Source organism: Paenibacillus sp. FSL E2-0177, from assembly GCF_037992975.1.
GTDB lineage: Bacteria > Bacillota > Bacilli > Paenibacillales > Paenibacillaceae > Paenibacillus_AQ > Paenibacillus_AQ odorifer.
On the sequence record NZ_CP150307.1, the window covers coordinates 6,061,872 to 6,079,337 of the forward strand.

Below are 17,466 nucleotides of genomic sequence, written 5' to 3' on the forward strand. Positions count from 1 at the left end.
ACTTTCTGCAACTGTTTTTCAAGAATCCCGCCATATGCGGGGTATTGTTCGTTTTTAAGTGTACAAAGTGCAACTAAATTACTAAAACGCAGCTTCAGAGCATATTTAGTTGCACAAAGTACAACTAAACCAACTCACCATTAGATCGCACTAGCCGTACCGTCCTCATCATTGGATCACACTAGCTGTAAAATCCGAATTCCCATCCAAAAAAACTATATAGTTGTAAAAAGTGCAGCTATTCCCGTGCTCTCGCTGCTTACTTCCACTTTAATTGTACTTTCTGCAACTGTTTTTCAAGAATCCCGCCATATGCGGGGTATTGTTCGTTTTTAAGTGTACAAAGTGCAACTAAATTACTAAAACGCAGCTTCAGAGCATATTTAGTTGCACAAAGTACAACTAAACCAACTCACCATTAGATCGCACTAGCCGTACCGTCCTCATCATTGGATCACACTAGCTGCACTATCCGAATTCTCATCAAAAAAGCTATATAGTTGTAAAAAGTGCAGCTAATCCCGTGCTCTCGCTGCTTACTTTCACTTTAATTGTACTTTGTGCAACTGTTTTTCAAGAATCCCGCCATATGCGGAGTATTGTTCGTTTTTAAGTGTACAAAGTGCAACTAAATCACTAAAACGCAGCTTCAGAGCATATTTAGTTGCACAAAGTACAACTAAATCAACTCACCATTAGATCGCGTGAGCTGCACCGTCCTACGCTTTCTACCTTTATAGCCTCTACCCTTCTACCGAACTCTCAGTAGGAAGCAGATCCGCGCATACGCGTTCGAGGTAGGGTTTTGCTCCCAGAAAATCGCGGAATGCGGTGTATTCGCGCCATTTGACGGAGTTGTCCCCGGCTGAGCTCTTAACGGCACGAATCAAAATGTTCTTCGGTGTATTCTCCAGATCGATGAATTCCAGCAGCTGGCTGCTATAGCCCATCATGTCGAGCAATTTGGCGCGAATGGCGTCTGTAGCCAAGGCGGAAAAACGCTCTTTCAATATGCCATGCGAAAGCATAGGGCTCATTACTTCATTTTCGATTTGTGCGAATAATTCATGCTGGCAGCAAGGCACGGACAAAATAACAGACGCTCCCCAACGTACTGCTTTTTCAAGGGCAGCATCGGTAGCTGTGTCGCAAGCATGAAGTGTGATCACCATGTCCACTTGCTCCAGCTCATTATACTCGGCAATGTCACCCACGAAGAACTTCAAGTGATCATAACCGATTTTGGCAGCAAGTTCGTTACAATGCTCAATCACATCTGCTTTTAAATCTAACCCAATGATATTAAGCTCCCGCTTCTTGCGAACGGTCAGATAGTGATACAGCGCAAAGGTCAAATATGATTTTCCACAGCCAAAATCCACAATCGTCAACGGTCGGCCTGTTGGCAGATCGGCAAGCACGTCCTCTACCATCTCCAGAAAACGATTGATCTGCCGAAACTTATCATATCTTTTGGCCAGCACTTTACCTTCTTTATTCATGATTCCAAGCTCCACCAGAAATGGCACAGGCTCTCCATCCTCCAGCACATAACGTTTGCGACGGTTGTGAGCTAGATCCGGCTCTTCCTTTTTACTTGGAGACTTGGTTAGGATTGATACTTTGAATTTCTTACTAATAAGCACCTGATAATCGGCTTCTACTGTACACAACAAACCTTGCCGATACGTTTCTCTAAATAAAAGAGATATTTCTTCCGCCGCTAACTCTGCGGGTACGTTGCGATGTTCTACCTTTGTACCAATATAGGACGCAAACTGATAATGCAGCTTCCCCTTTAGTTCAACAGGTTTAACCTGCACTTTGGTACAATTTTCGCCTTTATAACGTACTTGACTTAGGGTAGCCGTAATCAAAGTACGGTCATTAATTAGTTGTTCAATTAGAGCTGTTAAAGATTCCACAACGCACATCTCACTTTCGGGATTAAAAATGGAGAATCTATGTCTCCTAACCATCATCGTTCATTATATCACGTGTTAACAAGGGGCGTTCCTTGTTCTAGCAGGGCTTAACATGCAGCTCTCCACTAACTATAGTTAATGCTCGCCCAGACAACTTAATCTCGTCTTTACTTACCTCTAACTGAAGCAAACCTCCACGTTTCGAAGCTTGATAAGCGGTCAACTGCGTACGATTGAGTCTATCCGCCCAAAAAGGTGCCAATGCAGTATGCGCTGAGCCTGTTACCGGATCCTCATTCACTCCTACCTTCGGCGCAAAAAAACGTGATATACAATCAATACCTTCGATAGAGCTTTCTGCGGTAACCGCGAAACCTCTCCCTTCAAGCCCGGATAAAGCTCCGAAGTCAGGGCTGAGTTCGCGAACCCGGGCTTCCTGATCCAGTCGTACAAGTACATTGTCAGCATATCGCATAGTTTCCACCACATTGGCTTCTGCAATACCAAGTGCTGCTGCGAGACCTGAAATTACAGGAGAGGGTTGAAGCTGATAAGGCGGGAAGTACAGTGAGATCAAATCTCCTGAACGAGAAGCTCTGAGCAACCCACTGCGTGTATAGAACCTTGCTTCCATGTCAGGCGCTAGCAATCCGCTCTCCCATAGTACATGCGCACTTGCTAGAGTCCCATGCCCACATAGCTTGACCTCAACTTTAGGTGTAAACCATCGCAGGCGATATCCATCTTCCTCTGGCCAGAGAAAAGCTGTCTCTGACAAGTTCATTTCCGCTGCTGTCTTCTGCATATAACCTTCATCGACGGGATGCTCCAGTAAACATACCGCCGCAGGATTGCCTGAATAAGCCTGTTCTGCAAAAGAATCGATAATATATAAAGGGATATTCATCGTATTCATCAGGTTCCTGCTTCCTTTCGTATCGCTGTTACCCTGCCCCACTCTTTTAACCCCTGCTCTACTTCCTCCAGAGGAAGGGCACCTTGTTCCAATTCTGCAGATGATTTGAGCAGCAGCCGATTGTACAGCTTATCCCCTTCTATTACAACATCTTCTCCTTGCTCCCACAGCCGGTAGAGGCTGTCCTCCGCTTTACTATATCGTCCTACCGACTCCATATACTCCAACAGTAGCCGCTCCGTTTTAGACGGGAGACGATAGGCCTGCACATCCTGCAAGAGTTCATCAATTTCCTGAGTCATATGCAGCAGCTCCCTGTCTGCTCCATGAAGATCCGCGTACAAATATAAATGTAAAGCTCTCATACTTCTAAATAATGCTGCATCCTTATCGCCATTTGCCGCATAAATGCTGCCTTCTTCCTTCAGCAGTTTGGCCAGACCTTGAAGCTTATCGGACTCAACCACACCGCCAAAACGAAACATATCTATGATATCTTCTACAGATAGTGAATTTAAAAGACGTGAATTCAGCGGAAAATGCCGGTTCAACAGCTCATCGATTTCCCATAAAGCTTCTGTCGTCTTCCGTTCCTGCTTCAGAGAAAATACCTTGGCAACCATCGCCGTCATATCTTCGATCATCCGGACAATATAGTCTCTTCGAAACATGCAATTCCTCCTTTTCCGTACTGTGGTAGCAAAAAATTCAGGACTCAGACCACTTAAGTTATTCTATTGATTTATCTTAAACCATTGCCGAATTCTATGCCAGTTAAGGAGAATACCAGATCATTAGATAGCCCTTAAAAAAAGAGGCAGCACACGCCATAATGGCGCCGTGCTGCCTCTTTGTAGATATTTTTTTTATACGCGGCTATTGTCTAAAACGGAAGCCTGAACAAAATCCTTTATGATCTCGGCTAATCGTTCAGGAGCTTCAAAAAGACTCATGTGGCCTGTACCCGATATCGTTGCTTGCGTTATATTCGGTTTATCCGCAGTAAAGGTTCGTTCAGCAGGAATCAATCCATCCTGCTCGCCAGCAACAAGCAATACCGGCAACGTAGTGGCCGTAATTACATCCCGTCGATCTGGACGCTCACGCATCGCCAGTGCAGCTCCTGCCGCTCCTTGTGGAGGCGTTTTGTAGCCGATTTCTTTAGCGCGCTCCAGCAGCTGTGGAGATGCAGAAGCGGTTGCTTCAGCAAACAATCCTGGTACGAAGCTGTCTACGAAAGGAGTAATCCCTTCATTTTGAATCGCGCTGACACTCTTCAGTCGTTTTTCCTTAGCTTCTTCACTATCTGGATAAGCAGTAGAATGAATTAATCCAAAGCCTTTCAATCGAGAAGCATAACGCTGAGCAAACGATAGCGTAATATATCCGCCAAGCGAATGACCAAGCATGATGCATTCAGCAATCTCCAGCGAATCTAACAGACCCAGAACATCATCTGCCATTTGTTCAATACTATAAGGTCCTAATGGAGCTTCCGAAGCTCCGTGACCACGTAAATCGGGAGCAATCACTCGGTAGCCGCTGCTTAAGACAGGAATGACTTGTTCCCAATATTCAGCGCTTCCACAAAAGCCATGCAGCAATACAATAACTTCGCCTTTCCCCTGATCACTGTAGCATATATTGCTTCCGTCACAACGAACTCTTTCCATGGCTGCTTCCCTCTTTCTAGAATACTAAGGTAATGTGTCTAATATCTATTATTAAGCAAAACAGCCCGCCTTGAAACGGACAACTTATTTTTAAGTGCCCAATGGGTACTACTGGAGTCCGAATCCTTTTGCTGCCGCTATAGCGATATGTTCTGCCATAACCATCACTCTATGCAGTGGAGTGGTCTGCAACGTTCTATAGGGTTTCGGGCCATTCATATCTACAACGGCCGCCAAACTATAGTGACCTACGGCTGGAAGATTTGCCCCCACCGATTGTGCAGGCTGTAGTGGCTCACTCGAAACGAAGTAATATCCAAGCGCGATCGGAGGACCCAGACAAGCATCTACCGCAACTACAATATGCCCGGAGGGAATCTCAGCCACTCTGGCCACCAAGTTATCTGCATCGCAAGGAGACGGCAACGTACCGATTACATGTCGGAAGCCATGTTCCACAAGTTTGCTGCCCGTAAGCGGACCGAGTGCATCTCCTGTAGACCGATCTGTTCCAATGCACAGGAACGTGACTTCCTCGGCGGAATGCAGAGCAGCTATTTCCATGAAAAAGGACACTAATCCAGCATCGTCCATTTTAATGCGTTTTCCGCTTCCCTGTTCTCTGATTGCCAATACATTTCCTCCCTTCGATGATATTTTTGATCTCATGCCTTTAATTTAACATGATTTCAGTGAACCCGACAAAAAAATGGTGGTCAAGCTGCCAAACATGGTAAAATACATGAATCAGTATACAGAGAGGATGTTTTAACCTAATGGATTTAACAAAGCCTAGTCAGGAAAATGTTGAGTATATGATCGAGGCTATCAAAAACAAATTAAAAATGGCCAGTGCCGCGGCGATGCAAGCCTCCGCTTTTTCAGTAGATCATTATGAAGATATCTATGATGTTTATGAGGTAGCCATGGGCAGCGACAGACTGAGTATTTCTCAGGTGGAAGCACTCGTCTCCGAACTCGGCCGTCTACGTCATAAATAATAGTTCTCCCTATTACAAGAAGAACCGATGTTGCCGTCCTTTAAAGATGACCACCGCTTCTCGTAGAAAAAAGCCCTTCGCTGTGTATCCAGAAGATGGATTCGTAGTCGAAGGGCTCTTTTTATATGATCCTACTTTATGAAATTAAGCTTGAACTCAGTATCCGCATGGCCTACTCGTGTACCCCCGTCATTGTAAATCACGCCTGAAAATGCATTGCGCAGCTTTTCCAAGGTATTTTTCTGACTATAACCAATTTGATTTAAAATTCCCTGTACAATAAGTCCCCACTCTTCTTCCGATCCGTCCAGAATCTTGAAGGCAATCCCCAGTCGCTCACGGCGTAAGCCGAAGCAATACACACCCTTAAATCCACCCTTAGCAATAATATTATCATCTTCCAAAAGAATAGAATCAAGGCGACCAGATCCAGAAACCATCTCCGGATAAGCATTCATTGCCGTTGTAATAGTAGTAACCGCTTTGCGAGTAGCTTCATCTGCAATCAAATCCGGATTGGCTAATTTCAAATAGGCCGTCGCCAAGGCGGTCAGAGGCAGAGCAAATACCGGCAGCCCGCATCCGTCCGTACCTAAACCGATACTGTCTGGGGCCACACCAGCCATATAAGCAATGGTGTCGATAATCTCACGCTGCACCGTTTGCTCCGGCTGTGAGTATTCTTCAAGCGGCAAACCTTTGAGCTTACTGTAAGATAAGATACCCATGTGCTTGCCCGCACAGTTATGATAGAACTTTCTTTTGCCCGCACCACGAATGGCATTCTCCCTGCTGGAATAATCCAGCGGGTAACTCGTTGCACAGATCATTTGTTGCTCATCGATGCCAATCTTGGAGGATATGCTCTCTAGCGCAGCTACATGGTAGCTCTCTCCCCGATGAGAGGCGGTCATCAGGGCAACCTCTGCGGGTGTAAAGCCGTAATGCTCCACAATCCCCCCACGTACGCCTGGAATAGCCTGAAGGGGTTTAGCAGCTGAACGGGTGAACGATACAAATTCCGGATCACCTGCATACCCCTTTAAATTTCCGTTCTCTCCTACGATGGCAATATGCCCACTATGGACACATTCCAGCAAATCCGCCCGATACTCTCGTACTAATACGGTTTCCATGATTTCTCTCCTCTTTTAACTAGATGCTCTATAACTCACAAGGACTTATTAGTATTCACATTTAATAAATGCTAGAAAATAACCCCGTGCTCCGGGATTTTTGAGTACTCTACAAACTCCCTTAAGTGTTGGTTCCATGAGGAATTCTACTCCTATTTTCATTATTCTTCAATCCTGTCCCCACCAAGAAGATTTTAGAAACCGGATAAAATATAAAAAACCGCTTCCTTCTCAGAATCTTGATCTCTGAGTAGAAAGCGGTTTTTATGGAATTCAGCGTAGCCTCACAAGGGTAGCGCAGTTCGTCTTATCCTTTGCTTGCACCTGCGGTCAGGCCATCCACCAAGAAACGCTGTAGGAAAATGAACAGCAGCGTGACTGGGAGAGCGACCAATACCGCTCCGGCAGCGAACAACGTAAACTCGGTTGAGTTACTTTGGTTCACCATCCGGTAAAGCCCAACGGCGAGCGTTCTTGTATCCTCCGTGCGCAATACAAGGTCGGCGAATATAAAATCCACAAAGCAGCCGTTGAAAATCATAAGGCTGGCATAGGTGAGCATCGGCTTAGATAACGGGATCATGATAGAAAGAAATACTTTCATATGACTCGCCCCATCCATTCGCGCAGCATCTTCCAAGCTTTTAGGAATCGTATCAAAAAAACCTTTAGCCACAAAAACATTCGTGATAATAGCACCGCTGCTGTACACGAGCACAAGTGCCCAATGAGAATTCAGTAGCCCAAGTGTGTTCAGCAGCACGTAAACTGCAATCATAGCCATAAATCCCGGAAACATCTGCAGAACTAGGAGCGTGGTTAGTGTAGTTTTTCTGCCCGTAAATCGATAACGAGAAATGGCGTACGAAGTCAGCAGCAGCAAAAAGGTGCCGAGCAGCGTAGACAACGCCGCAATCTTTAGCGTATTCATGAACCATAACAAATATTTAGTTTGCTCAAACAGTTCCTTGTAATGAACAAAGGTGAAATTCTTAGGAATCAATGAGTCACTGAACAAACTGTTTCCTGTTTTGAAAGAAGACATAATAATCCAGAAAGCTGGGAAAAGACTAATAAAACTGAGCACAATCAGCAATAAATGGCTACCAAACGTTTTTAACGCTTCCGTCAGTCTTAGCTTCATGCAATCATATCCTCCTCTTTAAAGGATCGCGTCCGCCGGTAGCTCCAGATGGAGAATGTCGCGACCATCAGGAAGATGACAATCCCGATGACAGAAGCAAAGCTGTACTGTGACTGGTTCAGCGCCAGTTTATAAAGCCAAGTCACCAGCAGGTCAGTGTGGCCCGCGTACTGGTAGTTAGGATTAACCGGTTCTCCGTTAGTCATTAGATAAATGACATTAAAGCTGTTAATGTTGCCGGCAAACTGCATAATCAGGATAGGTGCGGTTGCGAACAATACCATGGGCAGCGTAATCATGCGGAATTTATAAAATGACCCAGCACCGTCTACTTCTGCCGCTTCATACATATCCTTCGGAATTGTTGTCAGCACCCCGAAGGCCAGAATCATGGTCACCGGAATGCCGATCCACATATTAGCCAGAATTACAGTGACCTTAGCCCAGAAAGGATTGGTTAGCCAGGCCACACCCTCCAGTCCCAAGGCTCTTAAATAACTATTGATCGGTCCGAATTGATTATTGAACATATTGCGCATGACGAGCAGAGAAATCATATTGGGAATAGCGAAAGGAACGATCAGAAGTGTGCGCCAAAGCTTTTTGCAGCGGACACGGGGCTGGTGAATAAGTACTGCAATAAGCACACCTCCAATGTAAGTCGTCGCAGTAGCAATAACCGCCCAGATCAAGGTCCAAGTCAGCACTCCACCAAAGGTGGAACTCCAGACATCCAGACTAAGCATTTTATTAAAATTACCGAAGCCCACCCAGTCTACTAGATGTGCTGGCGGTAAAATCGGGTCGGCATAGTTCGTAAACGCCAGTAGCACCGAAAAAACAAGTGGTAATATCGTCAGAAAAACCACGGCCACAAAGGGAATCGCGAGGACAAGATAGGCAAAATTCCTCCGCCCCATAGCTCTGAGCGATTCAGCGAATGAATGAATGGGCTCTTTCCGGTCCCGTGCAGCTCCAACTAGGAATGCATCTCTGATGTTCAGTAAATGAAAAGCTGTATAAAAGAGCAGCGCCAGCAATGCCATTAGACCATTGATCATCATAAAAATGGAGTGGTCGCCTTCCACCATCCGGGTTAATTTGCCTACCTTGACCATACGGCTTGGAAATTCACCAAGCGTAATTAAGCCATGCAAATGTCCCATCAGATCATGAGCAATATAGTAGATTCCAGCAGACCCCACCAGCAGGAATACCAATCCTTTCAGCCACTGCCGGTTGTAGAACTGGCCCAGTCCCGGAATAATAGCCGAGAGTAGCGCTGCGCCTGTTTTCTTCCTCATGGTTAAATCACCTGCCCTTTACTTCGACTCCAGATCGGCCTGAATCGTGGTTACAGTCTGATCCAGCGTCTGTTTAACATCAAGATTTGAGTCGTTCCACAGGGACACAAACGCTGCTTTTAGGGGTTCCCAGACCGATTTAATTTCTGAAACGGAAGGCATTGGAACGGAATTTTGGAATTGCTCGAAGAATCCGCCAATAATAGGGTCATCTTTGATTTCCGGCGCTTCTCCAGCCTCTATACTCGCAGGAATCGCTCCCGTCATCTCAAAATTCTTAAGCTGATTCTCCTTATTGCTTGCAAAATGTGCGAACAAACGGCCTGCGACCGGATATTCCGTATATGAGTTGACATAATACGATTTGACCCCGGAGAAAGAAAGACTGTCTTGACCGTCAGGTCCCTTTGGAAGAGGCGCCACACCCAGGTTAACATTTTCCTTAAACGCCGCTATGGACCACGGCCCGTCGATATTCATCGCCAGCTTACCTTCTTGGAACAACTGTGTTTTCACGTCATAAGTGATATCTCCTGCATTCAAAGGCAGAATTTTTTTGAGGCTCTGCAGAAACGTAAACCCTTTGATAGTGCCTTCATTGTTCAATCCAATATCCTTGAAATTCGTATTGTTGTCTCCGTAAATATATCCGCCGAAGCTGCCAATAAACGGATAGCTGTAATATCCGACGAATTCCCACATGATTGCGAATTTGTTTTCCTTCGGATTGTTGTACGTATCTGCAAAAGCAATCACATCATCCCACGTTTTAGGAGCGTCAGGAATCAGGTCCTTGTTGTAGAACAGCGCATAGGTTTCTACCGATTTAGGATAACCGTAAAGAATGCCATCATAAGACGATGCCTGAACGGCTGTTGCCACCATCGTTGATTTGGTTTCTTCCTCAAAAACATCATTTGGCAAAAGCAGCCCTGCTTTTACGGCTTGCCCGATCTGGTCATGGGGCAGAGTCAACACATCTGCAGCAAGTTTAGACGGACCATCCGTCGCCAGTCTTGCGCCTTGATCACCACCTGCCATTTCCTCAACTGTGACGGGAACACCATATTCTTTTTCGAAATCAGCAGCAATCTGCTTCATGTACTCAAGCTGCTCCTTGGCTTCCCAGACCATCAGTTTGGCCCCTGCTTCTGGTTTCATTTCCTCATCGGTGGTATTCTCTCCGGAAGTATTTGTCTCATTTGTGGTTCCCCCCGGCTCGTTCACTGCGGAATTCGGACTCGAATTCGGCTTTGATGCGGAGTTCCCATTGCCTGAACCGCATGCGGTGACCGTCAAAGTTAACAGCAGGCATAGGACTAAACTAAATGTTACCGCTTGCATTTTGGAACGTTTACTCTTCTTCATTTGCTCATCTCCCCTTCGTTCATGAGTGATTAAACCTAACCCGCATTGAAAAAAAGCATATAAAAAAGATACAACCTCATTTGCACAAAGTGCCGAGGTTGTACCTTTCCAGGTAACAGTGCCTTTAATTTGAATGCGTGTTATGAAAAATCAAGTTCGTTCGCCCTCATTCTATAATATCCATAATTTTGATTGCAATCAGAGTATAAGTCCAAAAAAGACGGTTTAACAAAGTTTATCTTTTCTTTTCTTTTATTTTCTCTTTATCCCTACCACATACTAAATATTCCATATTGTAATTTCTTGTGAAATAACCTCTTGCTTTGCTCTTGAGGGTTATGGTAAGATGCAGACAAATTTAAAGGCAATGAAACCGCCAAGGGTTCAACCTCTGAAAATCATGAGGTTGGCCCTTTTTTGCGTTTACATGCCCGAAGGGATGGAAAATGAGTATGATTCAACCGGAAGCCGTTTATCACCGTATGGGACAAAATTGGTCATATGCCTACGATGAGTCTACACTTCATATTCGCATAAGAACTAAGCGGGACAACGTATCACAGATCGATCTTTTCTGTGGAGATAAATTTGGCTGGGACAAAACGCATGAGGTCATTCCAATGCAGCGCCTCGCTTCTGACGGCTTGTTCGATTACTGGCAAGCCTCCGTCCGTCCTGTTTACCGCAGACTCGCGTATTACTTTGCGCTTTATGACAAAGACGAAGTTCTTTATTTTTTAGAAAAAGGTTTTTATCCAGAGCCACCTGCTGTTGTATATGAAGGCTTGTTCGACTTTCCATTTTTGAATCGTGAAGATGTGCACTCCCCTCCATCGTGGGTGAAAGATGCAGTATTTTATCAAATATTCCCGGAGCGTTTCGCGAATGGGGATCCCACCAACGATCCGACAGATGTATTGGAATGGGGCGGCACGCCGAGTCCTCGGAATTTCTTCGGAGGGGACTTACAGGGTGTACTAGATCATTTGGATTATCTCTGTGAATTGGGCATCAATGCTATATATTTTAATCCTTTATTTGCGGCAACCACCAATCATAAATACGATACAAAAGATTATTATTTGGTCGATCCTCATTTTGGCACCAATACATTGCTGAAAGAGCTTGTGGACTCCTGTCACTCCAAAGGCATCCGTGTCATCCTGGACGGTGTCTTTAATCATTGCGGTCATACCTTCCCGCCATTTGTTGATCTGCTCGCGAACGGGCAATCTTCACGTTATGCGGATTGGTTCCATGTACGCGAGTGGCCGCCACAGGTCATCGACGGAATTCCCACCTATGACACCTTTGCATTTGAGCCTATCATGCCTAAGTTCAACACTGAGAATCCTGAAGTCATAGAATATCTACTGAATGCAGGCCGCTATTGGATCGAGGAAATCGGTATAGACGGCTGGCGGCTTGATGTCGCAAATGAAGTCTCCCATTCGTTCTGGCGGCAATTCTGCAGTACGATCAAAAGCATTAATCCAGAAGCCTATCTCGTAGGAGAAATCATGCATGATTCCTTGCCGTGGCTGCTTGGCGATCAATTTGACGCCGTTATGAATTACCCGCTAACGAATATTCAAATTAATTTTTTCGCTCACGGACAGATCAATGCTGCACAATTCTCTCAGTCGGTTGCTACTATGCTAGCGAATTATCCGCAGCAAATTACGGAAGCCGCCTTTAATCTGCTAGACAGCCATGATACAGTTCGTTTCCTGACACTTTGTGGCGGTGACATCAGGAAGTTAAAGCTGGCCGTTTTGTTCCAGATGACCTTTCAAGGAGCACCCTGTGTTTATTATGGCGATGAAATCGGCATGGATGGCGGATACGATCCGGACAACCGAAAATGTATGGAGTGGGACTCCCAGAAACAGAATCAAGAATTGTTCGAATACTATCGCTGGACGATCAGCCTTCGTAAATCTCATCCCGCATTCCGGAGCAGTGGATTTAAAGCGCTGGAGATTCCGGGTTATCCAAAGCTGCTTGTATATGAGCGGTGGGACAAACAAAGCCGGTTCATAATCGTATTGAACAATGAAGATGTTATGGCCGAAGTCATCATTCCTGTAACCGGAGCAGACACGATATGGGTAAATCTAAAGACGCAGAAACGGACTGAAACCTCCACATCCCAGCTGCATCTGAATCTGCCTGAATTCGGCTATGCGGTACTCCAAGCCGTTAATGATTAATCCGTAACATTATAAATTCAATCGTGGAAGGATGGAGACATATGCTGCATATCACAGCCTGTCTTCGCCCTTCTTTTTGCGCATAAACAAATCTTGATAAAGCCTTAAAAAGGCGGTTTATATGACCTAAAGCCCTCTAGGTTACCGTATCCTCCCTTAAACTCCCGTAATCTCCCCCTTGCTCTTCAACTGTTTCAGCCCATACGCCAAAGTTTATATACGAAGTAAGATAAATTATAAGGAGTGATTGGTGATGAGTAACGTAGAACATGAAGTAGAGAACGGAAGCAGCTTATTAAAAGGTATCTTTATTGGTAGCTTAATTGGTGCCGCAGCAGCCCTGCTATTTGCACCAAAGCCTGGTCGTGAAATGCGCAGTGATCTGTCAGATAAACTTTCTCAAGCTACAGACAAGACCAAAGAAGTTGCTGGTGCCGTAACTGACAAAACCAAAGCTATTGCGACAACCGTTGGCGAAAAAGCAACCGATTTGGCTAGTACGGTGTCAGATAAAGCTTCTGATATCTATACCACTGTCAGTGACAGCAAACAACAAATTGCCGCCACTCTTCAAGAGGCTGGAAGTAAAATTGGTGACACTGTAAGTGAAGCCTCAAGCAATGTAAGCTCGGATGTTAAAGACGCCTCTAAAGACGTAGCTGATGAAGCTAAAGCATCCTCTAAAGAGGTTGCCAATCAGGCTAAGGATGCGAAAGAGGATGTAAAATCCTCCTATAAATCCAATTACTAATCTGCGGCATCATACAGCTATCACTTTAACAAACAACAGCCAGCTGACCGCAGCTGGCTGTTGTTTAGTTACACCTTTATTCACATCAGCAGATACAACTAGACATTTAATTAATGCCCGTTCGGGCTATAGAAAGCAGGGATGGCGCATGGCAGATTCAAATAACCAAACAAAACCTTATGAAATTGATGAACATCCTTTCGAGTTGCGACATGAAGTGAAACGCTTAAACAGTCGTCTTGATAAGATCGCTCACTCACTGGAAAAATCAGAATTCAAAGACATTCTCGACAACTATTCAGATCCGAAAAAAAGAATCATCACAAACCTGATGGCCGGTATATCTCGGGGACTTGGACTATCTCTCGGAACATTTGTAGTCCTTGGTTTATTAGGCTACATTCTTAGTCTTTTTCTTAATGTTCCAGTAATCGGAGAGTATCTTGGGGAAATTAAAAAATACATTGATGCTAATAGCTAACCGCAAGACTATCAATCTATTCCCCAACTATCGACCGCTTCCCCCGCTTGTCCGTCTAATCCTCTAGGTTGGACGGACAAGCGGGGGAATAAGTCTACAACAGTATACAAATAAAGGACATGCGGGTCTCCAGTCAGCGGAGAGAGGCATGTCCTTATCGTCGAAAATGTATATTACCCATACAGGAACTCAATAGGAAGAGTTGGCCATAATCTGCTTTAACTTCTCAGTGGCCCGCTTCTGTATGCGTGAAACGCTCATCTGTGATACCCCCAGCTTCTGGGCGATCGCCCGCTGGGATTGTCCATCTTGGAACGCTAACAGCAGCACCTGCTGCTCCTGTTCCTTCAATTGACCTAGTGCTTGTTGCAAATCCATACGTTTCTCTACGGTCTCGTAATCATTTGCGTCAGAGCTGATCAGCTCGCCTAGTGTGGCTCCTGTCTCCTCTTGAGAAAGGGGCGAGTCTAGGGAGACGTAATGATAACATTCTCTGCCCGCCAGTACTTCTACAGTTTCTTCAACAGACAAATCAAGATAATGAGCAATCTCATCCACCGCAGGCGAACGTTCCAGCTTCACTGTTAGTTCGTCAATCGCGTGTTGAACAAGTGCTCCCTTTTCTTTAATCCGTCTAGGTACCTGTATGTACCAAGATTTATCACGTAGGAAATTCTTCATATGTCCAATCATGCTTTTCATCGCATAGGGCTCAAAAGGGATTCCAAGGCTAATATCATATTGCTGTAATAACCGGATGAGCGCCATTTGCCCGACCTGATATAAATCCTCATACAAGTCGGGGCGGTTGCGAGAAATTTTTCCAGCAGCCATTTTTACCATAGGCTCATATTTCTTAATCAGCACTGTTGCGCGTTCATTATCCTTAGTCTGCTGATATTCCCAAATTTGGGTGACTGCTTCATTCATGGACTCGGGGGGAGTCACCTTATCACTCATACCTTTTCCTCGCTAAAGTTAAGGTGCTTCTTCAAAGTTACTACCGTCCCTCTTCCGGCCTCACTTACGACGCTCACGTCATCCATCAACGCTTGCATTAAGTAGAACCCTAAACCGCCGACCTGAACGTCACTTAACTCTTTATCATGCAGTGTCATACGCTCACTGGACGAGTCTTCCAAACCGTCAAAGCTCTCCCCCTCGTCTTTGACTGTAATGGATAGGGCACTTTCACCCACCTCAAAGATTACATCAACCATTCCGTCTTGTTGTCCATAGGCGTACAATACTGAGTTGTTACACGCCTCTGATACAGCTACCTTCATATCTTCAATATCTTCGTAGGTGAAGCCCATTTTTGAAGCAATACCATATAAATTCAACCTAACAATATCCACATACTCTGCGCTAGCCGGCAGCTGAAGAATTACTTTTTGCACATCATCACTCATTCTTTGTTCTATCCTTTCCTAGTGGGAATTCTCTTGGGAGGCAAAAAACTTGGTAATACCAGTCATGTCAAACAGCTTCTGAATTTGGGGAGGAACATCCTCAACCATAAACTTAACGTCCATACCTTGTCTTGATTTCAGGATCGAAAGTAGAATACCAATACCCGTGCTATCGATGTATTTTAATTCTTTAAGATTTATTACTAAATCATGCTTCGTATCACCTACAAGCGGCTCCATTACCAAACGGAAATCGGAAGCCACGGATAGATCAAGTTCACCATTCAGGAAAACCGTACATACACTTTCTTTTGTCTCTGTCTTAGCGTGAAACTTATTACTTTTATGCGTGTTCATAGACGATCTCTCCTGATAAATATTTTCTATATTAATAACCTCATAGTCCTACCTTTGAAACAAATAACATTAAAATATAAACTAGTAAATCTTGGGTTACGCCTGAAAAATAGAGGTATCTGTTTCAACCATCCGATTATCGCTGCTAGAATACCGAGAGATAATCTGCTTAATACTACTCATCTTAAGTGGCTTGCTGATATAGTCATCCATTCCTGAGGCTTTACAGCGATTCTGGATGCCATCCATGACATTCGCAGTCATTGCAATAATAATAGTCTTCTCAGCCGCCGGACCGCCTTCTCGACGGATTTGAGCGGTTGCCTCCAGGCCATCCATTACTGGCATTTGGAGATCCATAAAGATAAAATCATAGGGCTGCTTAAGCGCCATTTGCACAGCCTGTTTCCCGTCCTCAGCCATATCAGCTTCATAGCCGAGCTTATCTAGCATGCTAACCATCAGACGCTGATTGATAGGATGGTCATCTACAACAAGGATTCGGCTTCTGCTCTCCTGATTAAGAAGAAGATGAGGCGATTCCTCTTCTTGATAACCTCCTGTCAAATCTTCTCCAGGTACGGATGCTTGTATCGTAAAAATAAAGGTAGCTCCTTTTTGCTCCATGGATTCTACCCGTATTTCTCCGCCCATCATGCCTACAAGGGATTTACATATGGCTAAACCAAGCCCTGTTCCCCCGTATTTCCGTGTCATTGAAGAATCCAGCTGTGAGAACGGTTGGAACAATCGGTCGCATTTCTCTGGAGAAATACCAATCCCTGTATCCATGATCGTGAACTCGACTTCTACCTTGTTCCCAGATGTTTCTTTGATGGAAGCGACTAAATAGACACCGCCTTGATTCGTAAATTTAACTGCGTTAGCAATCAGATTAATTAATACTTGGCGTAAACGGGCCATATCTCCATATAAAAGTCTAGGCAACTTCTGATCGATAAAATAAGCAAGCTCCAGGTTCTTTTTTCCCGCTTCCACCGAAAAGAGGCTGAACACCTCTTGAATACATGTGCGAAGTTCGAACAGCTGCTCTTCGATTTCCATTTTGCCGGATTCCATTTTGGTGAAATCAAGAATATCGTTTATCACCGTAATCAACGTGTCTGCACTTTTCCGAATGATCTCGGAATACTCCTTCTGCTCAGGAGCAAGGTCAGTCTCCATTAATAAATCAATCATACCCACTACGCCATTCATTGGTGTACGAATCTCATGACTCATCATAGCCAGAAATTCCGACTTCGCTTTGGAGGCGATCTCCGCCTCTTCCTTAGCCTTTACGAGCTCACTATTTATGATTTCCAGTTCTTTCGTCTTTTGCTGCAGCAGCATGGTCTGAGTCTGATGCTTCTTGCTCGTAATATACATCTCGACAAAACCTTGTATCTTAGACTTCAGAATTTGTGGAATGAAGGGCTTGACCATATAATCAATAGCCCCTGCAGAATAGCCCGCGAATAAATGCTCCGCTTCCTTACTATTCGCAGAGATAAAGATAATCGGAATTTCCTTTGTTTTTTCTCTGGCTTTAATCAACTTTGCGGTCTCGATCCCATCCATACCTGGCATCTGCACGTCCAGTACGATGACAGCAAAATCATACCTTAACAAACACCGCAGCGCTTCTTCGCCGGAGGTGGCTTTGACTAGCTCATAATGCTGGCTTTCAAGTACCGCCTCCAGCGCCAGCAGATTTTCAGGACGGTCATCTACTAGTAGTATATGAATTGGTTCTTGAAACCCCATAGGACCACCCTCCTTCAT

General features: G+C 44.8%; 17 protein-coding genes. 4 read left to right on the forward strand and 13 right to left on the reverse strand.

The features are described 5' to 3' along the window. Window positions 1–743 precede the first annotated feature (743 nt). The 5 genes from MHI25_RS26970 to yyaC form a co-directional block, all read right to left on the reverse strand. Complete coding sequence (locus tag MHI25_RS26970) at window positions 744–1,934, reverse strand: SAM-dependent methyltransferase (protein WP_076303094.1); 1,191 nt, start codon at window positions 1,932–1,934, stop codon at window positions 744–746. 88 nt (window positions 1,935–2,022) lie between these two features. Then, complete coding sequence (locus tag MHI25_RS26975) at window positions 2,023–2,841, reverse strand: PhzF family phenazine biosynthesis protein (protein ID WP_340394626.1); 819 nt, start codon at window positions 2,839–2,841, stop codon at window positions 2,023–2,025. Further along, complete coding sequence (locus MHI25_RS26980; protein ID WP_076128661.1) at window positions 2,841–3,512, reverse strand: DUF6483 family protein; 672 nt, start codon at window positions 3,510–3,512, stop codon at window positions 2,841–2,843. The genes MHI25_RS26975 and MHI25_RS26980 overlap by 1 nt, the downstream gene beginning before the upstream one ends. A gap of 195 nt (window positions 3,513–3,707) precedes the next feature. Beyond that, a complete protein-coding gene (locus MHI25_RS26985; RefSeq protein WP_340394627.1) occupies window positions 3,708–4,514 on the reverse strand; it encodes an alpha/beta hydrolase in 807 nt (268 codons plus the stop codon). 108 nt (window positions 4,515–4,622) lie between these two features. Beyond that, window positions 4,623–5,147 (reverse strand): spore protease YyaC, encoded by a 525-nt coding sequence (yyaC, locus tag MHI25_RS26990; protein WP_248549634.1) that lies wholly within the window; start codon window positions 5,145–5,147, stop codon window positions 4,623–4,625. Window positions 5,148–5,290: 143 nt separating this feature from the next. Here yyaC and MHI25_RS26995 point away from each other — a divergent pair, with 143 nt between their 5' ends. Continuing rightward, window positions 5,291–5,515, forward strand: coding sequence for a DUF1128 domain-containing protein (locus MHI25_RS26995; RefSeq protein ID WP_036680203.1), 225 nt, complete (start codon window positions 5,291–5,293; stop codon window positions 5,513–5,515). A gap of 131 nt (window positions 5,516–5,646) precedes the next feature. Here the strand turns inward: MHI25_RS26995 and MHI25_RS27000 are convergent, their stop codons facing one another. From MHI25_RS27000 to MHI25_RS27015, 4 genes are all read right to left on the reverse strand, one after another. After that, complete coding sequence (locus tag MHI25_RS27000) at window positions 5,647–6,651, reverse strand: asparaginase (RefSeq protein WP_076128665.1); 1,005 nt, start codon at window positions 6,649–6,651, stop codon at window positions 5,647–5,649. Between the two features lie 307 nt (window positions 6,652–6,958). Continuing rightward, a complete protein-coding gene (locus MHI25_RS27005; RefSeq protein WP_076128667.1) occupies window positions 6,959–7,795 on the reverse strand; it encodes a sugar ABC transporter permease in 837 nt (278 codons plus the stop codon). After that, window positions 7,792–9,099: a sugar ABC transporter permease gene (locus MHI25_RS27010; RefSeq protein ID WP_076128669.1), complete on the reverse strand. Its 1,308-nt coding sequence runs from the start codon at window positions 9,097–9,099 to the stop codon at window positions 7,792–7,794. Before MHI25_RS27010 ends, MHI25_RS27005 begins: the two co-directional genes overlap by 4 nt. An 18-nt stretch (window positions 9,100–9,117) precedes the next feature. Continuing rightward, window positions 9,118–10,467, reverse strand: coding sequence for a maltose ABC transporter substrate-binding protein (locus tag MHI25_RS27015; RefSeq protein WP_256715815.1), 1,350 nt, complete (start codon window positions 10,465–10,467; stop codon window positions 9,118–9,120). Window positions 10,468–10,913: 446 nt separating this feature from the next. On the opposite strand from MHI25_RS27015, the gene MHI25_RS27020 reads away from it, so the two are divergent. The 3 genes from MHI25_RS27020 to MHI25_RS27030 all read left to right on the forward strand — a co-directional run bounded on the left by MHI25_RS27020 (window position 10,914) and on the right by MHI25_RS27030 (window position 13,912). Then, entirely contained in the window at window positions 10,914–12,680 is a 1,767-nt protein-coding gene (locus MHI25_RS27020; RefSeq protein WP_305953968.1) for a glycoside hydrolase family 13 protein, read from the forward strand. Window positions 12,681–12,933: 253 nt separating this feature from the next. Continuing rightward, window positions 12,934–13,431, forward strand: coding sequence for a YtxH domain-containing protein (locus MHI25_RS27025; protein ID WP_076128671.1), 498 nt, complete (start codon window positions 12,934–12,936; stop codon window positions 13,429–13,431). Between the two features lie 148 nt (window positions 13,432–13,579). Further along, window positions 13,580–13,912 carry a DUF5665 domain-containing protein gene (locus MHI25_RS27030; RefSeq protein WP_036680215.1) on the forward strand — a complete coding sequence of 111 codons (333 nt, stop codon included), beginning with the start codon at window positions 13,580–13,582 and terminating at the stop codon, window positions 13,910–13,912. Window positions 13,913–14,101: 189 nt separating this feature from the next. Here MHI25_RS27030 and MHI25_RS27035 read toward each other — a convergent pair whose 3' ends face one another. From MHI25_RS27035 to MHI25_RS27050, 4 genes are all read right to left on the reverse strand, one after another. After that, the gene (locus MHI25_RS27035; protein WP_076128673.1) at window positions 14,102–14,872 is read right to left on the reverse strand and encodes a sigma-70 family RNA polymerase sigma factor; all 771 of its coding nucleotides are present in this window, start codon (window positions 14,870–14,872) and stop codon (window positions 14,102–14,104) included. After that, complete coding sequence (rsbW, locus tag MHI25_RS27040; protein WP_036680217.1) at window positions 14,869–15,324, reverse strand: anti-sigma B factor RsbW; 456 nt, start codon at window positions 15,322–15,324, stop codon at window positions 14,869–14,871. The genes MHI25_RS27035 and rsbW overlap by 4 nt, the downstream gene beginning before the upstream one ends. Before the next feature lie 18 nt (window positions 15,325–15,342). Next, a complete protein-coding gene (locus MHI25_RS27045) occupies window positions 15,343–15,681 on the reverse strand; it encodes an STAS domain-containing protein (protein WP_076128675.1) in 339 nt (112 codons plus the stop codon). A 96-nt stretch (window positions 15,682–15,777) separates the two neighbouring features. Next, entirely contained in the window at window positions 15,778–17,448 is a 1,671-nt protein-coding gene (locus MHI25_RS27050; protein ID WP_076128677.1) for a response regulator, read from the reverse strand. Window positions 17,449–17,466 lie beyond the last annotated feature (18 nt).